Annotated in this window: 17 protein-coding genes and 1 tRNA gene; 14 read left to right on the top strand and 4 right to left on the bottom strand. The window is 59.7% G+C overall.

What is annotated here, in order from left to right; genetic code table 11:
• Positions 1 to 2 precede the first annotated feature (2 nt).
• Positions 3 to 686, bottom strand: a complete 684-nt coding sequence (locus tag VFG26_RS12840) for a sugar transferase (RefSeq protein WP_325025870.1) — start codon at positions 684 to 686, stop codon at positions 3 to 5.
• Positions 687 to 1,110: 424 nt separating this feature from the next.
• On the opposite strand from VFG26_RS12840, the gene VFG26_RS12835 reads away from it, so the two are divergent.
• Genes VFG26_RS12835 through VFG26_RS12805 form a run of 7 tightly spaced genes read left to right on the top strand, consistent with a single transcriptional unit; the run spans position 1,111 to position 10,407 of the window.
• Positions 1,111 to 2,583, top strand: coding sequence for a hypothetical protein (locus VFG26_RS12835; protein WP_325025868.1), 1,473 nt, complete (start codon positions 1,111 to 1,113; stop codon positions 2,581 to 2,583).
• Positions 2,584 to 2,615: 32 nt separating this feature from the next.
• Positions 2,616 to 4,466: a WecB/TagA/CpsF family glycosyltransferase gene (locus tag VFG26_RS12830; RefSeq protein WP_325025866.1), complete on the top strand. Its 1,851-nt coding sequence runs from the start codon at positions 2,616 to 2,618 to the stop codon at positions 4,464 to 4,466.
• Entirely contained in the window at positions 4,463 to 5,731 is a 1,269-nt protein-coding gene (locus tag VFG26_RS12825; protein WP_325025864.1) for a polysaccharide biosynthesis protein GumE, read from the top strand. The genes VFG26_RS12830 and VFG26_RS12825 overlap by 4 nt, the downstream gene beginning before the upstream one ends.
• An 18-nt stretch (positions 5,732 to 5,749) precedes the next feature.
• The gene (locus VFG26_RS12820) at positions 5,750 to 6,802 is read left to right on the top strand and encodes a glycoside hydrolase family 5 protein (protein WP_325025863.1); all 1,053 of its coding nucleotides are present in this window, start codon (positions 5,750 to 5,752) and stop codon (positions 6,800 to 6,802) included.
• The gene (locus VFG26_RS12815; RefSeq protein ID WP_325025860.1) at positions 6,799 to 8,076 is read left to right on the top strand and encodes a lipopolysaccharide biosynthesis protein; all 1,278 of its coding nucleotides are present in this window, start codon (positions 6,799 to 6,801) and stop codon (positions 8,074 to 8,076) included. Before VFG26_RS12820 ends, VFG26_RS12815 begins: the two co-directional genes overlap by 4 nt.
• Before the next feature lie 8 nt (positions 8,077 to 8,084).
• Complete coding sequence (locus tag VFG26_RS12810; RefSeq protein WP_325025858.1) at positions 8,085 to 8,909, top strand: FkbM family methyltransferase; 825 nt, start codon at positions 8,085 to 8,087, stop codon at positions 8,907 to 8,909.
• A gap of 52 nt (positions 8,910 to 8,961) precedes the next feature.
• Positions 8,962 to 10,407: a mannose-1-phosphate guanylyltransferase/mannose-6-phosphate isomerase gene (locus tag VFG26_RS12805; RefSeq protein WP_325025856.1), complete on the top strand. Its 1,446-nt coding sequence runs from the start codon at positions 8,962 to 8,964 to the stop codon at positions 10,405 to 10,407.
• 200 nt (positions 10,408 to 10,607) lie between these two features.
• On the opposite strand, the gene VFG26_RS12800 is transcribed toward VFG26_RS12805, so the two are convergent.
• Positions 10,608 to 10,681 (bottom strand) — tRNA-Gly (locus VFG26_RS12800).
• A gap of 423 nt (positions 10,682 to 11,104) precedes the next feature.
• Between VFG26_RS12800 and VFG26_RS12795 the strand changes: the two genes are divergently transcribed.
• The 6 genes from VFG26_RS12795 to VFG26_RS12770 all read left to right on the top strand — a co-directional run bounded on the left by VFG26_RS12795 (position 11,105) and on the right by VFG26_RS12770 (position 16,327).
• On the top strand, positions 11,105 to 11,560 hold the full coding sequence (locus tag VFG26_RS12795) for a hypothetical protein (protein WP_325025854.1): 456 nt from the start codon (positions 11,105 to 11,107) through the stop codon (positions 11,558 to 11,560).
• 152 nt (positions 11,561 to 11,712) lie between these two features.
• Positions 11,713 to 12,648, top strand: a complete 936-nt coding sequence (locus VFG26_RS12790; RefSeq protein ID WP_325025852.1) for a hypothetical protein — start codon at positions 11,713 to 11,715, stop codon at positions 12,646 to 12,648.
• Entirely contained in the window at positions 12,645 to 13,445 is an 801-nt protein-coding gene (locus tag VFG26_RS12785) for a glycosyltransferase family A protein (RefSeq protein WP_325025850.1), read from the top strand. The genes VFG26_RS12790 and VFG26_RS12785 overlap by 4 nt, the downstream gene beginning before the upstream one ends.
• On the top strand, positions 13,442 to 14,206 hold the full coding sequence (locus tag VFG26_RS12780; protein ID WP_325025848.1) for a glycosyltransferase family A protein: 765 nt from the start codon (positions 13,442 to 13,444) through the stop codon (positions 14,204 to 14,206). Before VFG26_RS12785 ends, VFG26_RS12780 begins: the two co-directional genes overlap by 4 nt.
• Complete coding sequence (locus VFG26_RS12775) at positions 14,196 to 14,876, top strand: glycosyltransferase family A protein (protein ID WP_325025845.1); 681 nt, start codon at positions 14,196 to 14,198, stop codon at positions 14,874 to 14,876. The genes VFG26_RS12780 and VFG26_RS12775 overlap by 11 nt, the downstream gene beginning before the upstream one ends.
• A complete protein-coding gene (locus VFG26_RS12770) occupies positions 14,873 to 16,327 on the top strand; it encodes a nucleotidyltransferase family protein (RefSeq protein ID WP_325025844.1) in 1,455 nt (484 codons plus the stop codon). Before VFG26_RS12775 ends, VFG26_RS12770 begins: the two co-directional genes overlap by 4 nt.
• A gap of 222 nt (positions 16,328 to 16,549) precedes the next feature.
• On the opposite strand, the gene VFG26_RS12765 is transcribed toward VFG26_RS12770, so the two are convergent.
• The gene (locus VFG26_RS12765) at positions 16,550 to 17,221 is read right to left on the bottom strand and encodes an outer membrane protein (protein WP_325025841.1); all 672 of its coding nucleotides are present in this window, start codon (positions 17,219 to 17,221) and stop codon (positions 16,550 to 16,552) included.
• Between the two features lie 334 nt (positions 17,222 to 17,555).
• On the opposite strand from VFG26_RS12765, the gene VFG26_RS12760 reads away from it, so the two are divergent.
• Positions 17,556 to 17,864, top strand: a complete 309-nt coding sequence (locus VFG26_RS12760) for a hypothetical protein (protein WP_325025839.1) — start codon at positions 17,556 to 17,558, stop codon at positions 17,862 to 17,864.
• 63 nt (positions 17,865 to 17,927) lie between these two features.
• Here the strand turns inward: VFG26_RS12760 and mscL are convergent, their stop codons facing one another.
• On the bottom strand, positions 17,928 to 18,350 hold the full coding sequence (gene mscL, locus VFG26_RS12755; RefSeq protein WP_325025838.1) for a large-conductance mechanosensitive channel protein MscL: 423 nt from the start codon (positions 18,348 to 18,350) through the stop codon (positions 17,928 to 17,930).
• Positions 18,351 to 18,373: the final 23 nt, after the last annotated feature.

Raw genomic sequence — 18,373 nt, 5'->3', positions numbered from 1 at the left:
CCTCAGCTTCCAGTGCCGCGCAGCAGCTCGGATTTGAACGTTTGCCAAAGGATGCGGAAATCCAAAAGCAGCGACCAGTGCTCCGCGTAGGCCAGATCGTATTCGATGCGCGCCTTGGCGAATTTCGCATCTGTCGTGCTGCCGCGCAGACGATTGATCTGCGCCAAGCCTGTTATTCCCGGACGCATGCGATGGCGTTTGAAGTAATGCGGCACCAGCTCCTCATAAAGAAGACCGCCTGCGCGCATGCCCGGAACATGCGGGCGAGGGCCGACAAGCGACATGTCGCCAAGAAGCACATTGAAGAGCTGCGGAAGTTCGTCGATGTTCGTGCGGCGAAGTACTCGGCCCACTGGCGTTACGCGCGGATCATCGGCGCGGGTCTGCTTGACGCCCGTCGCATCGCCCTGATCGATCCTCATCGTTCGGAATTTGTAGATGCCGAACAGCTCGTTGTTCAGGCCGTAGCGCGCTTGCTTGAAAAGAACAGGTCCGCGTGACGTCGTTTTGATCGCCAGCGCCGCGCCCAGCAAGAGCGGTGAGGCAAAGGCGATGAGCACACCGGATGCGACCACATCCACCGTGCGTTTGACGGCCAATTGCAAGGCGAAGGATTTGTCAGAACCTGACGATCTAAGTTCAGCGCCTGTCAGCGCAAATGACTGAGGACGATTGAGCAAATTCATCGATATCGTCTCCGCGATTTGCTTGGTGAATTGGTTTGCGCGCCGAGCATTTATCTCGTGAGCGAATTGGAAATTTCAGTTTGCCGCTTTTCAGACAATTTCAGCGGCCTCATGGGGCACAATTATTGTGCAACGCACGCGACGATACTCCTCTGAAAAATTTAGGTAATGCGACGTATTGTTCGCGATTGCGAAGAAACCTTTCTGCTATTCCGAAGTTAGTTTGTGGGGAATGACATATGGTGGGATCGTGCAAAAATTAGACTCGAAATTGTTGCACCACGCCGATTTGCTTCAACTCGAAAAGAGGCCATCTGCATTACGCGCAGCTCTTAAATGGCGGCGCCTAAATATACTCGCTTGTATGAGTATTGGTCTATTCGCCGGAATAGTTGTGCTCGCTCTAGAACAACGCAGTCATTTGGTGACGGGGGAAGCTCTTCTTCCGTCATTCCAAGCGTCTGCTGGAACGCTCCCAGGTTCCGTCTCGAAGGAGAGTTTCGTCGATGCTCAACTTCAGACGATCAAGAGCGATCCGATCATTTCCGCAACGCTCGATAAGCTTGAGTTGGATCCTGCTCATCTTATTTCCGATGCAAGCACATCTTCACCGGAACAACGTTCGCCCTATGCGAAAAGATCCGATGCCGAAAAGCTGAAAATCGTCGGAAAAGTTAAGGAGCTGCTTACCGTAACGCCCATCGCGTCAGGCTCTGTCGTGCGGGTGACGTTCGCGTCGCGCGATCCCGAAAGCGGTGCGAAGCTCGTGAATGCGGTGCTCGATACTTATCTTGAGGATTATCAAAAGAGTGTCCGAGATGCGCCAAAGCAAGCGGTGCAGGAACTCGAACAGCGCCTCGATAAGCTGCAGGAGCGTGCAGCGACTGCGGAAGAGCAGGCGAGTACACAATCAGAAAAGACAAGTGATCGGCGCAAGCTTGAGGCTTTAGCGAGCACATATCGCTCTCTGCATCAGCAGACACTGAGCGAATATTCTAACGCCCTGAATGCCGAGCCGCCGGTCAGTGCGGGCCCACGCGTTCTGACACGGGCCAGCCCCGAGCGCACATCGCCCGCGATCAGCAGTGCCATCTTGGGGGCCGCCCTCTTGGGCGGCGGCGTCATCGGTGTCGCCTATGCTGCGCGGCGTGAGAAGGTGACACGGCCGGTGCGCACGCTCGATGGGCTCGAAGCCGACACAGGCTTACCGGTGCTCGGTGCTGTCTCACTTATCAGCGGCCGCAAGCTTTATCCGAAGAATGGTTCGGAGCCGCCGCTTCTGCTCCATGACGATAAGGACTGTCTGCGCGGGGTTCTCTTGCGTCTGCGGGAGAACATCACCAAAGGTCCGAGCGTCGTGGGTATCGCATCGACGCTGGATGGCGAAGGCAAGTCGACGATTGCGTTCAACCTCGCCGTTCTCGGCGTCGAAGGTGGGGCGCGCGTTCTGCTCATAGATGGCAATTTGCATAGGCCCGCCCTTGCGCGCGGGCTCAGCGGCGCGGCTCAGGGCGAATTCTTGAGTGTTCTGCAGAACCCGTCCGATCTCGAGCGCAATGTCGTCGATACGGAATTCGGCTTCGACTTTTTGGGCGCTGACAACGTTGGTGACCATGTACGGCCGGCGGTGTTGTTCGCATCTCCGGAGCTTCGGCAGCTGATTGCCCAGGCGCGCCAGAACTATGATCTCATCATCTGCGATCTTCCGGCGTTGGGAAATCATGCCGACGCGCAGGCGGCGGCGCCGTCATTAGATGTGTGTGTTCTCGTTGCTGCTTGGGGTTCAACGCCCACGCCCGCGCTTGTTCGCGCGCTCAAATCCAGCCCTGCCGTCAGCGCTCGCACGGCCGGCATCATCATCAACAAGGCTCCGCTTGAAGTCCTACGGCCGGTTTGAGGCCGTCCCATTCGACTAAGGAGGTTTTCTCCATGCGCGTTTTGCATGTTGTTCGTCAGTTTCATCCCGCCGTGGGCGGTCTCGAGAATATGGTTTTGTCGCTGGCGCAAGCACAGAAGGCCGCGGGCTTGGATGCGGAGGTGCTGACGCTCAATCGGTGCTTCCAAGATCTGGACACCGTGCTGCCGGCTCAGGATCTCGTGAATGGCATTCGCGTCCGGCGCATTCCGTTCATCGGATCGCGGCGCTACCCGCTGGCGACGCAGGCGCTCGCGCATTTGAAGAGCTTCGACCTCGTGCACGTGCACGCTGTCGATTTCTTCAGTGATTTTCTGTCGGCCACGGCGCGCCTGCATGGAAAGCCGATGGTGCTCACGACGCACGGCGGCTTCTTTCATACGTCCTTTGCGCAGCGCTTGAAGCAGGTCTACTTCCGCACCGTCACCAAGACCGCGCTTCGGAATTATCGCCGCGTCATCGCGTGCAGCGAGAACGACGCACGGACGTTCAGGACGATTGCCGGTAACCGCGTTGGGTTGATCGAGAACGGGGTCGACATCGACAAGTTCAAGGATGCCTCGAGCCAGGCGTTCCGGCCCAGAATTGTCTATTTCGGCCGCTTCGCTCCTCATAAAGGGCTCGTCACTCTGATCAGGGCATTCGAGCATGTTTCTCGCGAGATTCCTGGCGCGGAACTCGTCTTGATTGGAAGCGACAGCGATGGAACGCTGGCGCAGGTCAAAGCGGCGGCTCAGTCCAGCATGCACGCGAGCAGCATCAGGATCCTCACGAACTTGAGCGATGCGGAGATCAAATCCGAGCTATCGAAGTGCAGTTTCTTCGCGTCGGCATCGGAATACGAAGGCTTCGGGCTGACGGTCGTTGAGGCGCTGTCAGCAGGCCTCGTGCCTATCGTCAATGCGATTGCGAGTTTCAAAGCGATTGTGGAACGCGCAGGCGTCGGCCTTGTTACGAATTTTTCGGATCCGGACGCGGCAGGCGCCAAGATGTGTTCGTTCATAAAAGCCCGTGCGCAAGATCACGCGCAGTCGCGCGCCGCGGCAATGGCTTCCGCAGAAGTTCATAACTGGAACCGCGCTGAGCAGCTGTATCGCGCCGAATACGAACGCGTCCTCGGCACGAATGCACGCACGTTGCTTGGGGTGAAGCTCGACGTCATGACTCGCGACGATGCCGTGACGGTGCTCGACGGCGCCGTTTCACAGCGACGGCCGCTGCGCGTCGCCTTTGCAAACGCGCACACGTTACGCTTGGCAGCGAAGAACGCCGATCTGCGCCGGACCCTCAAAGACTTTCTCGTCTTCAATGATGGTGTCGGCGTCGACATCGCGAGCTGGATGAAGTTCGGCAAGCGATTCCCGGACAATCTGAATGGGACAGACTTCGTCCCCTATTACCTCGAGAACACGCGGCACCGCTTGCGAATTTATATGATTGGGGCGCGTCCGGAGATCGTCCCACTCGCGGCCGAGCGCTTCTCGGCTTCCTATCCTCAGCATTCGATCGTCGGCGCGCGCGATGGCTATTTTTCACGCGATGCCGAGATCGAGCGGGTGCGCAAGGACATCAAAGCATCCGGAGCCGACATGGTGCTCGTTGCCATGGGCGATCCGCTTCAGGAACTTTGGATCGACAAGCATTGCCGCGATCTGCCGGTGTCATTGCAGGTCGGTGTCGGCGCTTTGTTTGACTTCACCTCAGGAAAAGCCTGGCGCGCGCCTCTTTGGATGCGCCGCGCACGCTGCGAATGGATCTTCCGTCTCGCGCGGGAGCCCCGGCGCTTGTTTCACCGCTATGTGATCGGGAACATGGTGTTCTTGCATCTGGCGCGGCTCGACCGGCGCAGCGGCTTCTCTCCATGAGCGGAGTGGCGAGCGCCGGAAGCCACAGCTTCGATCATCACGCAGCGGGTCTGGCAGACAGCAGGCTGCTTCTCATTGCGCCTGCGCTCATTCTGATTGCCAGCATAACGTTCAACGCCGGTCTGGCGATCGTCAACGCCAACGTCATGGCGCTGTCATCGTCCATCGTGATGCTCGTCGAAGGTCTGTTGACCGGTGCTGCGCTCGGTGTTGCGCTGCTGCGCTGGCGTCCGGAAATGGCGCCAATGATTGTCGCCATGGCGCTCATCTTTCTGTTCGGCGTCGTTCGCTCCATCGCGACGGAGGAACTCCAGCCCAAATACATTCGCGACTTGATGATCATGCCGGTGTTCCTGCTGCTCGGCATGGCTTCATCCAAGGAGCACCTCGCGCGCACGGTGCTGGCGATCCACACGGTGGTGCTTATCGTCCTCGCCGTCGAAGCGCTGATGCCGGGGCTGCACTCGAAGCTGTTCAATATCCAGGACTACTACATCAACACGCGCGGCACGCGCGCCGATCAGTTCTACAACACAAACTCGGATCTGTTCATCAGTGCCACGCGGCCTGATGCACGGTATTTGCCCTTCATCACTGAAGAGCGAATGTCTTCGGTGTTTCTCGAACCCGTTTCGCTTGGCAACTACTGCAGCATCATCATTGCGTTCACCGTGTCCTGCTTCCGGCGGCTGGGCTGGCCGGCAACGATCTATCTCGCGCTGACGACGGTACTTCTACTTTTCGGATGCGACGGGCGGCTCGCCGTCCTCGCATCGCTCATCATTGCTGCTGCCGCTCTTATTACGCCTTATCTGCCGCCATTCTCGGCCATCATCTACCTGCCCGGGGCCGTGCTGACATTATTTACCGCTGCCGCATTGCTCGGATTGAAAGCCGGCACAGACGACTTCGCGGGCCGGCTTACCGGTACAGTCGAACTCTTGCACCGCTTCGATCTGGTAGACTTTCTGGGACTTTCCAACCAGTACGTCGATTGGACGGTCGATAGCGGCCTTGCCTATCTGATCGTCACGCAATCTTTGCCGGGTCTCATCCTGCTGTGGACATTCATCGCGTGGCACGTCTCTGAGAGAACAATCGAGCAGGTGCGGTTCACGCACGCGCTTTGCCTTTACCTCACACTGTCGATGCTTGTGAGCTTTTCATTGCTCACCATCAAAACCGCAGCGCTGCTGTGGTTCATCCAGGGTGCCCTGCAAAGCAGCGGCTCCGAAGCAGGGCGAGACAAGTTCTCGCAATCGTAGTGAAAGGAGACTTACTTAATGCATTTCAGACCTACGCGCCGTAATGTTCTGGTTGTTGGAGGCGCGACCATTGCTGCTCAGGCATTTCATATTCCCGCTGCTCGTTCTGTTACGCAGGCTCACTACGCGGGCGTCAATGTTGCAGGCGGCGAATTTGGGAAGATCCCCGGCCGATACGGTTACGACTATGCTTTTCCGACCCAGTCGAACTTGAGCTACTTCGCCACGCAGGGCTTCAATATCGTCCGGATACCGTTTCGCTGGGAGCGCCTGCAGCCTCAACTCAATGCCGAACTGGATGCGGCGGAACTCAAGCAGCTCAAGGCCACGGTTGATGCCGCTACGAAGCTGCGTCTCACAGTCGTTCTCGATACGCACAATTATGCGAAGCGGCGCGTTTCATCGGATAATTGGAAGGACGCCTTCGTCATTGGGTCGCAAACCGTTCCGGCTGCGGCGTTTACGGACTTCTGCAGGCGATTGGCGACGGCGTTCAAGGACAACAACTCAATCTTTTTCGGATTGATGAACGAGCCAACCGGGATCAAGGCGCCGGAATGGCTTCCGATCGCGAATGACGCCATCGCAGCCATGCGCGCGGCCGGAGCAAACCAGCTCATCCTGGTGCCGGGTGTGAACTATACCGGCGCTCACTCGTGGATCAGTTCAGGCAACGATGTGATGGCCAACATCGCAGATCCCGCGAACAACTTCGCAATCGAGGTGCATCAGTATCTCGATAAGGATTCGTCGGGAACGTCGGGCACGGTGATGAGCGCGTCTATTGGAACGGACCGCCTGCAAGCCTTCCAGAATTGGGCGCGTTCGAAAAAGCTCAAGGCGTTCTTGGGCGAATTTGCGGCCGGCCGGGATGCTGCTTCGCTCGAGGCTCTCGACAACATTTGCAACACCTTGCGCGAGAACAAGGATGTTTGGCTCGGCTGGACCGCCTGGGCCGGCGGCGGCTGGTGGCCAGATGATTATTTCTTCAATCTCACGCCCGCAAAGGATGGCACTCCCCGGCCGCAGATCGCGACACTGTCGCGGCAGGCGAAAGCGTTCATTCAGTGAAGTCTGACCCTGCAGCGGGCCGCCCGATGGCTGAGGCGATGACCTCTCCGATATTGCGCCTCAGCGTCTTCGCGATGCGCGTGTGCGGCATCGGGAGCAAATTTCTCCTGGGCCTGTTCATCGCGAAGTTCATGTCGCTGAGCGATCTCGGGGTCTATGGCCTGCTGCAGGGTCTTGTCGCAATTCTGCCGATCGTTCTGCGATTTGGCATCAATCGCCAGGTGATGCGCGAGGTGACGGACGCCTCGGATGATGACAGATCAAAGCTCATCACGGGTTACTTCGCGCTCTACGCCATTCTCTATGCCATGGCGCTTGCATCGGCTGTTGCGCTTGCCTTCGCTGGCGCGGTTCCATGGCTTTTTGTCATCGTTATTGGCCTCATCGCGGGAGAACACCTCGTGATGGACGGCTACGATTTCCTGATTCAGCTTCGCAAGCCACTTCAGGCAAATGTGGTTCTGAGCATTCTTTCGGCGTCCTGGCCGGTCGCGTTCATCATCGCAGCTTTCGCATTGCCGGCGTGGCGAACAATCGATGGGCTGGCGATGTTCTGGCTTGCCGGAAGTTTGGCTGCAGGCGTCCTTACTGCGCATCTTCTGCGCTCCGATTTGACGGCATTTCATCTGCCATCGCTGGCGATGGTCCGGAATTCGCTTCGCACGTCGGCGATGCTTTATGGGAATAGCCTCGGATCCACGGCGGCGATTTATCTCGACCGGTATCTGGTTGGCGCATTCCTGTCGCTCGAGCTTGCAGGGGTGTACTTCTTTTTCTGGCAGGTGAGCACGGCGATCTACAACCTTGTGAACTCCGGGGTGATGTCGTTTGCGCGGCCGCATCTCGTGTCCGCCTTCAGGTCAGGCGACGAGCAAGCGTTCCGAGATCTCAGCGTCCAGACCACCCGCACCGCGCTATTGGAAGCGTCCGTCCTGTCGGCCGTTTCCGCTGCCGCCATCTGGATTGTTCTGCCTTATCTCGGACGGCCGCTCCTCATGAAGTACGAGCCGTTGCTCTGGGTGCTGCTGGTCGCGATGCTCGCGCGCATTTATGCCGAGATCGGCGCGCTGCGCCTCTATTGCAAGAGCCGCGATCCGCGACTTGCCAAAAGTACTTTGCTGTCCGCTGTGCTGACGGCCGTGCTCCTGCCTTTCGGTATCCAAACGGCGGGCGTCTACGGATGCGCAGCGGCTCTAACGCTGATGTACGGTCTTGTCGCCGCTTACCGTTCTTATGAGCGGTTTGAGGTGCCCCGGCCTTTTCCGCAGGCGTAGGAGGTGTGATGCAGAATGCTTTGAGAACGATGGTCTCGCAGCTGGCTTGGAAACTTGCACCCAGGCACATGCATGATCGCCACTTGGCGCAGGACAAATTCGCCGAATGCGAAGAGGGAATTATCGGCAATATCGTCGATCGCCATCGTGGGAGCATCGATGTCGGCGCCAACCTCGGGCGATATACCATCCGGCTGGCGCGGTGCACGGATTTCGTCATCGCTTTCGAACCTCATGTGCAGGTCGCAAAACTGCTGCGCGACTTGGTTCGCCGGGAGCGTCTGGACAACGTGACGATCATCGAGATGGCGGCTTCCGCGATGCCCGATCGGGCGCTTCCGCTGTTTCTGCCGTCGAAAGGAGCGGGATGCGCGGGGCATTCGACACTCGAAGGGGCAGCGCAAAGCGGCGCGGTCGCTGAGGCCGAGGTGAGGACCGCCACGCTCGATCAGTTCGCCGATCGCGACATCGGCTTCGTGAAGATCGATGTGGAGGGTCACGAATATGACGTCTTGCGCGGCTCAGAACGTTTGATCGAAGCGAACGCGCCGATTTTCATGATCGAAATCGAGAACTTGTTTGCTCTCGATCAGATCGCGAGAGTTCGCGAATTCATGGGCAAGCGCGGCTACAGGGGCTCGTATATTTACAATGGCAGACTCCACGACATCGATGGCCTCGACCCACGCCTGCAGGATCGCTCAGCCCTCGACTGGTCGCGGCCGCGGCGAGAGATGGAGTTCGTGAATAACTTCTTCTTTGTACGGGAAGGATCATCGTCGGAACAATTTGCGGAGCGGATGGCAGCCGCTCTGGCGGCTACGTCAAACTGATATCGAAACGTTGGCTGGCGCGGCGCCGGTCGTCATAAGGAGAGCCTTGTTTATGAGCTTCATTCACCCCGTTATCCTCTCCGGCGGATCGGGTACGCGGTTGTGGCCGCTATCGCGCGCGATGTATCCGAAGCAGTTCATCCGCTTCTTCAATAGCCAGAACGCGTCATTCCTCGGTACGGCCCTCGGCCGCCTGCCGCAGAACGCTGGCTTCGAGAAGCCGATCCTGCTTTGCAACAACGATCATCGCTTCCTCGTGCGGGAGGAGTTGGATCGCGCTGGTCTCGAGTCGCGGGCGATTGTGCTCGAGCCCGTTGCGCGCAACACGGCGCCCGCGATTGCGGTGGCGGCGCTCGTCGCGCTCAAGCACGATCCCGATGCCATCCTCGCGGTCATGCCGTCCGATCACGTCATCGAAGATGCTGGCGCCTTCGCCGAGCACATCCGGCGCGCCGCGGAAGTCGCAGCGACGGGCAAGCTCGTGCTGTTCGGCATCAAGCCGACGGAGCCGCATACGGGCTACGGCTACATCAAGTGCGGCGAGCCGCTCGCCAATTTCGACGGCCGCGCCTTCGACGTTGCGAGTTTCGCTGAGAAACCCGATCGCGCTACGGCCGAGAGTTATCTGGCGGACGGATCGTATCTCTGGAACAGCGGAATTTTCGCGCTCGACGCCAAGACGTATCTCGCCGAAATCGAACGTCTGGAGCCCAAAATTCTTGAAGCGGCGCGCGCGGCGCTTGCGGGGGCCAGCGATGATTTAGGATTTCTGCGCCTCGATCGCGCAGCGTTTGCGGTGGCTCCCAACATCTCGATTGACTATGCGGTCATGGAGAAGACGCGCGCGGCGGCTATTTTGCCAATGAACGTCGGCTGGAACGACGTCGGCTCATGGTCGTCGCTGTGGGAGATCGCGCCTCGTGACGACAAGGGAAATTTCATCAAGGGCGAAGCGGTGCTGGAGGAAACATCGGACTGCTACGTGCATTCCGAGCGGGCGCTGGTCTCGACGATCGGCGTCAGCGATCTCATCATCGTCAACACGCCCGACGCGTTGCTCGTTGCCGACAAGGACCGCACGCAGGATGTGTCGAAGATCGTGCAGCGGCTGAAGACGTCGAACCGCAAGGAGCAGGAACAGCACCTACGCAATTACCGGCCGTGGGGCTATTTCGAGACCCTCAACATCGGGCCGCGCTTCCAGGTGAAGCTTCTGCATGTGAAGCCGGGCGGCCAGCTGTCGATGCAAATGCATCATCACCGCTCAGAGCATTGGATCGTCGTGCAAGGAACGGCCCAGGTGTCCATCGGCGACAAGGAGCAACTCGTTCGCGAGAACGAGAGCGTCTACATTTTCGCGACGCAGTGGCACCGGCTTTCGAACCCCGGCAAGGTGCCGGTGGAGATCATCGAGGTGCAAATCGGGTCGTATCTCGGCGAGGACGACATCCTGCGGACCGACGACATCTATCATCGCCAGCCCGAAGAGACGAAGTAGCGTTTCGCGCTGGTGGCGCGCGTTCAGCGCCGTCCGCCAGCAGCTTTTCGTTGGCGCTGGCGACACGCGTTCCGCGCGCCGGCCGCCAGCGCGAAAGATCAACCAATGACAAGCAGGCGCGCTTTGCGCCTGTTTTAAAATCCGAGAATTTAGGAAGCAGGCAGGCGCCTCGACGGCGGAAGCTAACGACTTTGGATCGTTGGAGCGGGCGAAGGGAATCGAACCCTCGTATGCAGCTTGGGAAGCTGCCGTTCTACCATTGAACTACGCCCGCGAAGCCCTCGATTTTAGGGGCTTTGAGCCTGAAATCCCAGGGTGTTCTCGTAGAACATAAAAGCCAAGAAAAAACAACAGTAGACGCTCCCCTGGATGGCAACGGGGCCGTCGCGCTGACGTACTTCGGCAGCCTAGGCGTTCCATGAGAGATGCCCCCTGTCTCGGAACGGCCGTGATGCCGGGAATCGTCCAAAGGCCGGCATCCGGGTGAAGAGCCGCTGCGATGGCGTGCGCTTTTTGCTGTCGAGAACGGCAAGAGTAGCCGAGCCGCAACGTCATGCGGCGAAATCGAATGGCTTTATGAATGTTGTGAACAATTGTGGACGGCCACCTCGCTTTTCACGCAAGACAAAGCCAGATGGATTGGATCGTCGGCTGATTCGCACTTGAATTGGCCGATCCAAATGCAAGGAAGATTGTAATGGTGGTGGCTGCGGCCGATATAGGCCTCTTGGAGGTCTCGACTCCCGACTGCGTCGCCAATGATTTCGACGGCGAGATCGTGGCACTGAATTTGTCGAGCGGCGTCTACTGGAGTCTGCGCGATCTCGCGGCCGCGCTGTGGCGAGATGTTACGTCAGGACACAACCCGCTAGCGATCGCCGACCGCTTGGCTCAGATAAATTCAGAACTTGCTGACGAGAGTCGCCTCATCATCGCGAATCTTGTGAACGCTGGCCTGTTGCGCCCGTCCAGTACGAGCCCGGTTGCGCTCGAAGCGAGCGAGACGGTGGCACGTGCAGAGGCGGGCGAAATTGCCTTCTCAGTCGAGTCCTATGAGGACATGAAGGACCTGATCCTGGCAGACCCGGTGCATGATACCGAGGAGCACCTCGGCTGGCCCGTCGTGCGCAACGACAATGGCGTCCGCGCATGATTGCAAGCGCCCTGTCGGGTCTCGCGCGATCTGAGACAAGCCGGCCGAGCGCACATCAGCTGTTAGACGCGCTAGGGGTGTTCACGGCGCGACACGCTAAACGCGCGCATCAGGTCCGCGTCCGCGTCGCAGATCTGTGCATCCGTCTCCACATGCCATCGGCGGTCCTGGCTGATCTCTATGCCCGCCGGCTCGGTGGTGCGATCACGAATACGGGGACCGATCATCTCCACTTCCATCTTGGCGAGCCCTCGTGGGCCGGTAGCCCGGATGCCGCTGCTTTTGCTTACTACCAATCCCTCGGACCCGATTTCGAGCGGCTTGCCGGAGAGGCAGGTCTTATCGGAGTCGTGGGCCGGCGAGACGCGTCCAACAATCCAACCGAGCCATGTACGCTTTTCAATCCGCGTACGGGCGTCGGCGTGCAGTGGGTGACCGCGCTGGCTCACCTGCCACCGTGGGATGCTGGTTCGCCTTTCCGTCTGCTTATCCACTGGGCGACCGCGCAGCGCGGAATGCGCATGATGCACGCCGGCACTCTCGTCTCCGGCCGCCGGGCCATGCTGCTCGTCGGTCAAGGTGGCAGCGGTAAGTCTGGTACGACGCTCGCGGGCATCGCGTCGGGACTTCAGACCGTGGGCGACGACTATGTCGTGGTCACCGCGGACGCCCGGCCTCGCGTCCATCGGGTCCATCAGTTGCTGAAACAGGACCCTGCCGGTATCAAACGTGTCCTTGGGCCGCGCGAACTTGAGGAGCCCTCAGCGCTGAATTGGCAGGGCAAGGTCGAAATCGATCCCGAGTTACATTTCAAGGGGTGCATGGCCGAGAGTGCTGACGTTGCAGCGCTGGTGCTTCCCCGGATCGCTCATGCGGACCAGACGACTTTCGAGCCTATCCGGCCTCAGGATTTGTTCGCTCACGCAGCCGCATCCATGTGGCAGCAGCTCCCGGGCGCTCAGAAATCCGGCTTTGTTTTTGCCACGGCGCTGACGCGGCGCGTTCCAACGTGGCGCATGAACCTTTCCTCAGACCCGTTTGAGATCGGCAGTGCAGTCCGCCGGTTTCTCGATAACGGTGGACCATGACCACTCCCATAGTCAGCGTCATCATACCGGTTTTCAACGGTGAGCGGCACGTGGCGGCAGCGCTGGCGTCGCTAGAAGAAGAGCCCGGCTTTCAGCTCGACATCGTCATTGTCGATGACGGATCGACGGATCGCTCGGTGGAAATCGTCGCTGAAATCAGTCGCCGCGATCAGCGTCTTCGCATCATGAGCGGGCCACATCGCGGCGGCGTCGCCGCCGCGCGCAATACGGGCGTCCAGGCGGCGCTCGGCGAGTTCGTGACTTTTCTCGATTGCGATGATGTCTGCCCGCGCGGGCGTATTGCGCGCCAGCTCGGAAAGCTCCTGGCCAATCCTGAGGTGGCGTACGTCGCCGGCCGGACTCTGCTTTTCGAGCAGCTCGACGATGCGCAGCGTCCGTCGCCCGGTTCGCGGAGCGCAAGCATGATGCTGCCGACATTGCATAGTGCGCTGTTTCGAAGAGAGGTGTTCAGCCGACACGGTTTGTTCGATGAAGAACTCGCGTTCTCAGAGGATGTAGACTTTTTCTTCCGGCTCGCCGAGCACGATGAACCTTTACTGGTTGAAGCCGAGATTGCTTCGCTCTACCGCCGCCACGACGGAAATATGACACGTAACGGCCGGGCCATTCGCACCTCCACGCTCCAGGTTCTCAATAAATCGATTGCGCGGCGACGGGCGATGGGACGGCGTAAGCCGCTCGATTTGTTCTTCGTGCAGCACCAAGAGGCAGACGCTTTGTTCGCCAAGCCGCCAAGCGATGATGCGCATGACCGCTCAAAGGCAGGAATGCAATGAGCGTTCAAGCTCTCCCTCGGATCTCGGTCATCATGACGACGTTCAACGGGGCTGAATTTATTGAGCAATCTATTGGGTCGCTTAGAGCCGAAGCCGGTGTCGATCTCGATATCGTCGTCGTCGACGATGCCTCGACGGATGGAACGCTTGCACGTCTGCGCGATATCGGCGGGCGTGATCCTCGTGTTCGGGTTTTCGCCGGGGAGAAGCGCGGCATCGCCGGATCGCGCAATGCTGGGCTGGCAGAAGTTCGGCACGAACTTCTTACATTCCTCGATCAAGACGATCTTTGCATGCCGGGCCGTCTCGCGCGTCAAGCGGCGCTGATAGAGAGAACGCCCGGTATCGCTGCCGTCATGGGCGAAACGCTTCTATTCCAGACACTCGGTCCTGACCGGATGCCTTTGCCGGGTACCGATACGGCGCGCGTTCTCGGTATCCAGCTGTCGGCTGGCCTCTTCCGGACCAGTGCTGTCCGATCACTTGGCTTCAATACCACATTCGCGATGGCAGACGATTTTGATCTGATTCTGCGCCTGCTTGAGGCCGATCATGAGATTGCAGTCGAACGCGAAATCGCGACGTTGCACCGGCGTCACGCCGGAAACACCTCGGGAAATATCGCGGCCTTGCGGCTCGAATTGCTCAAGGTTTTTCAAGAATCATTGAAACGGCGCCGCGCTGCGGGACGCGCCGGGCCGATCGTGCATCCGCTGGTCGCATCGATGTCTCGGGTTGGGAGCCCACTCCATGCCGGATAGCGCTTATGCAGTAATCATCCCCGCGTATAACGCGGCGCGCACGTTGGACGAAGCGATCCGATCGGTGCTTGCACAGACGGTTGCCGCCAGCGACATCCTCGTGATTGACGACGGCTCGACAGATGATACGGGCACTATTGCCGCGAGATACGGCGGCACGGTTCGCGTGATCCGGCAGGATAATGCGGGTGCGGCTGCGGCGACGACCGCAGGATTGAAAAACGTATCGGCGTCTTTCGTTGCCGGTTTGGACGCCGATGACATTTGGCTGCCTGAGAAAGCTGAACGGCAATTGGAGCGGTTTGCGCGCGGGCCGCACGTTGACGGCTTGTTCTGTCGCGGCCGGCGCTTCCGTCATGGCAGTGATGATCGATCGAGCGGCGCGGTTGCAGAAGGCCTGTCGCGCTCCTCTATGATGTTGCGCACTTCGGCCGTTGCGGCGATCGGGCCCGTCAACGATCCAGGCGGTGCGCGTGGCCGTGGTGAGATGATCGATTGGCTGCAAAGAGGCCGCGAACTCGGATTGATTTTCGAAACGCTGCCGGAGGTATTGTGGCTCCGCCGGATCATCCCGGGGAGCTTGAGTTACGGCTACGATACGGCGGCAGATCGTGGCTATCTCGACGTCGTCCGTGCCTCGCTTGAGCGGAGGAGAGCGAGATCAACATGAGGGTGTCCGTATTGAAGGGGGCGCGGCCGGCGCCTCAGATAGATCTTCTGCTTCAAGCTTGCCTCGCTCCGCCGGACGCCGCGCGTGCGGCTTGGCACCGTTGGCTCAAGAACCGCGAACTCGACGATGCGAGCTGGCCGGAAATGCGTATTCTTGCGCCGCTTTCAGGCCGCCTCAGGACACTCGATCCGGACTCCACCTACCGGCCGCGCATCGAAGGGTTAGCCAAATCGCATTGGACCCAAACGCAGTTTATGCTGGGTGAAACGCTGCCGGCCATCAAAGCCCTTCGCAAGGCCGGGATCGAATGCATGCTCATCAAGGGCGCCGCCGGATACGCAGAAGGATTCGGGCCGACGGTTCGCCGTTTGATGGGCGACGTCGACATACTTGTCCGGCAAGAGGATGGGCCGCGTGCCGCCGCCGTTTTGACAGCCTCAGGCTGGGAGTCGACGAACGGCGATTCTGCCCTCCTGTTGAAACAACTCGCGCCGCTGCGCGCGTCATCGAATTACCGGCGGGGCGTTTACGGCGAAGTCGATCTGCACACTCAGGCGTTTCACTTCTGCCGTCGTGACAGCGAACTCGAAAGCGCACTCTGGCGCGACGCGAGATCAATCTCGTTCGGCGGTACCGACGTTTGCGTGCCCTCTTCTGCGGACAGCATGGTGATCAGTCTCGCCCATGGCGTGGCCGGCGCCGATGGAGACTGGGCAATCGACATCGGTCAGCGCATCAACGCCGGCGGCATCGATTGGGACCGCACGATCGAACTTGTCGAGCGCCGGGCCTTGGTCCCGTTAGCGCTCGCCGGTCTCAGCTATCTGCACGAGCTTGGCCTCGGTGTGCCGCAGGAGGTGCTGCGCAGACTTGGCCAGACGCCGGTCGCGCCTGGCGTCTGGTTGAAACATTACGCAAGCATCCGCCCGAACCGGCGACAGCGCCGATTGCTGCAGAGACTTGCCGACGTATTATCGTCGCCGCTCCTGCCGCGTGCCATCTATCATCGGCCGTTCAAGTCCGACAATTTGATCGGAGTCGCGCGCGACAATCTCGGCCTTTGGTCCCCGCGCCGGTGGCGGCGCATACCGCTGGCTGAGGTTCATGCGGCGCCCTCGGCAGGTCATTGCATCGAGATTGATGGGAGTGCGGATGTAAAGGTATGTGGAGTATCTCTGCGCTTTCCGGCGAGCCGCCAATCGAGGCGCGTGTTCATCGAGGTCGTGTCCGGCGAGACGGTCATTCATCGGCTGCGAGGCCGTTTGCGCTCACGCACTGGCAAGCATCAAACCATGCGCTTTGAAATTCCGCTGAATGATCTGGCCCCCGGTCAGCGCATCATAACACTTGAGGCGCGCCCCTCCGGTTATGTGTCGCCGGCGGCACCGCAAGCCGAGGTCGCGGCAAAGTCAGCGCCTGCTTTCCAAGTAACGGATGCCTGGGCCGCCTGACGCGCGCTCATTGGGCCGCGGTGCGCGTTGTTTGCCGCGAAGGCATTGACAGTAAAGCCGGGCGGTGGGGAGGCGATTAGTGCGATACCGGAAATCGCGCTTTTGAATCGGAGCGGACGCAATGCCGTGTACTCGGGCGCCTTTGGCGTCGCGCTCCCCTTATCTATCCGGACGGCGCGCACGCCCTTTGAGAGGCGGGCGTGCGCGCTAAAAAACGGGAGCCTAGAATTTGTAGCTCGTGCCGAAGCGGATGGCTTGCACGGTCACTTCGGTTGGATAGCGATAGCCGTCCTCGTCCGTCGTGGGCGTGTCAGTGAACTGGCCGAGATCCGTGTAGCGATACTCGACGCGCGAAGTCCAACGAGGTGACCACGCGTATTCAAGGCCGCCGCCAACCGTCCAGCCGGCCTGTCCGTGCGAAGAGCGGTCGCGGTCGGATCCGATATCGTAGGACGTCTTGACCTGGGCCAAGGCGAGTCCGCCGGTGGCATAGAAGAGTGCAGGGCCTGCGATGTAGCCGACGCGTCCGCGCAGAGAGCCTTGGACGTTGATGTTGGTCTCGATGACGCCCGCGTACGACGTGTCATTCCAGCCATCTACGTTGGAAGCTTCAATATCGGCTTCGAGCCCCAAGAGGAGAGAGCGTCGCACGTAGTTATAGCCAACGTGCACGCCACCGATTGCTCCGGTGGTATCCCAGGTGTCGTCCCAGCTCGAAGTGCCGTATTGGATAGACATATCCTCGCCGTTCACTTCGCCCCAGGAATAGCCGACTTGGGCGCCAAGGTAATAGCCGCTCCAGGAGAAGGGGCGGGCGTGATCGGACATCTGTCCTGCATAGGCCGGGGTCGACGCTGCGAGGAAAGCGGCGGCAAGGAAGTTCTTGAAGCACATAGTGTCTTTATTCTCCGAATCGCATTCGCGCGATCTGAACCCGGTGACACACTTTGACGGTCGAGCAAAGTATCACGCCGGTTGCTTGAGGTGTTTCGGGGCGTGATTGGTCCGCAACATTTCGATGTTCCTCTGGAGGCTGCGCGCTTGCGCCGCGCCATGCCGTCCGCTCGGATCGACAGGGTCCTGCATCGTGTTGGTGGCTGCCGAACTTGAAATGCCGCCCCAGGTGTTTGAGCGGCTTGCCGAGGACGTGTCAGCGGCGGAAATTTTGGGGTCCGGCGTTGAGGGGATGCGTGCTAGAACGCGAAGAGCGTTCATCGGGGGAGAGATGATGAAGACTGTTTCTGCAACTCTCTGCATTGCAGCTGCGTTGGCGGTTTCAACGGGCGGCGCTTCCGTTCGCGCCGAGGATCTGAGCCTGTCGGGTTCCTCTCAATTTCCCGCCGTGCCGTCAAAGCTCAGCCGCGACATCAACAGTGCTGCGGGCCATCCAGCCGACAAGCCTTCCACAGATGTTGAGGCGCAGATCAGAGATCTGGAAGCGTCGCGCGCCGCTGTCGACCAGCGCAAGACGGCCCCGATCAGCCTGAGCGTCAGCGGGTCCATCATTCAAGAGTTTCAATACAACGTAGGACGCTGATGTATCGCGGCCATGCGCAGCAGCGGCCGCGCACGGCGATCGGGCGTGCGTGTCTACGTCCGCCTAGATCTGGTCTCTGGGCGCGCTTCCGGGTGTAAGCGGCGCTCTTTGCGCAAGCAGATCGCGAATTTCTTTCAAGTAGATTTCAGTCGGAGTCGGAGCGGGGGCCGCGGCCGGCTTCGGCTTCTGGATCATCGAGATGGCTTTGATGAGAAGGAAAATGGCGAACGCGGTGATGAGGAACTTGATGAGCGCGTTGAGGAAGAGGCCGTACCTGATCTGTACTGGCTCTGTTGGGGTCGGAATTGCGACCGCAAGGTTCGAGAAGTCGACGCCCGCCAGCAAATAGCCGATCGGCGGCATGACGATGTTGTCGACGAGTGTCGAGACGATTGGCGCAAACGCGGCGCCGATGATGACGCCGACGGCGAGGTCGATCACGTTGCCCCGCATCGCAAATTCTTTGAACTCGCTTACAAAGCCCATCGCGATCTCCTTCTCAGCTTGTG

Origin of the sequence: Hyphomicrobium sp. (assembly GCF_035687085.1) — a bacterium.
In the GTDB taxonomy this organism is placed as follows: domain Bacteria; phylum Pseudomonadota; class Alphaproteobacteria; order Rhizobiales; family Hyphomicrobiaceae; genus Hyphomicrobium_B.
The sequence above is the reverse complement of the archived record's forward strand: the minus strand, read 5'-3'. Positions and strand labels throughout refer to the sequence as shown.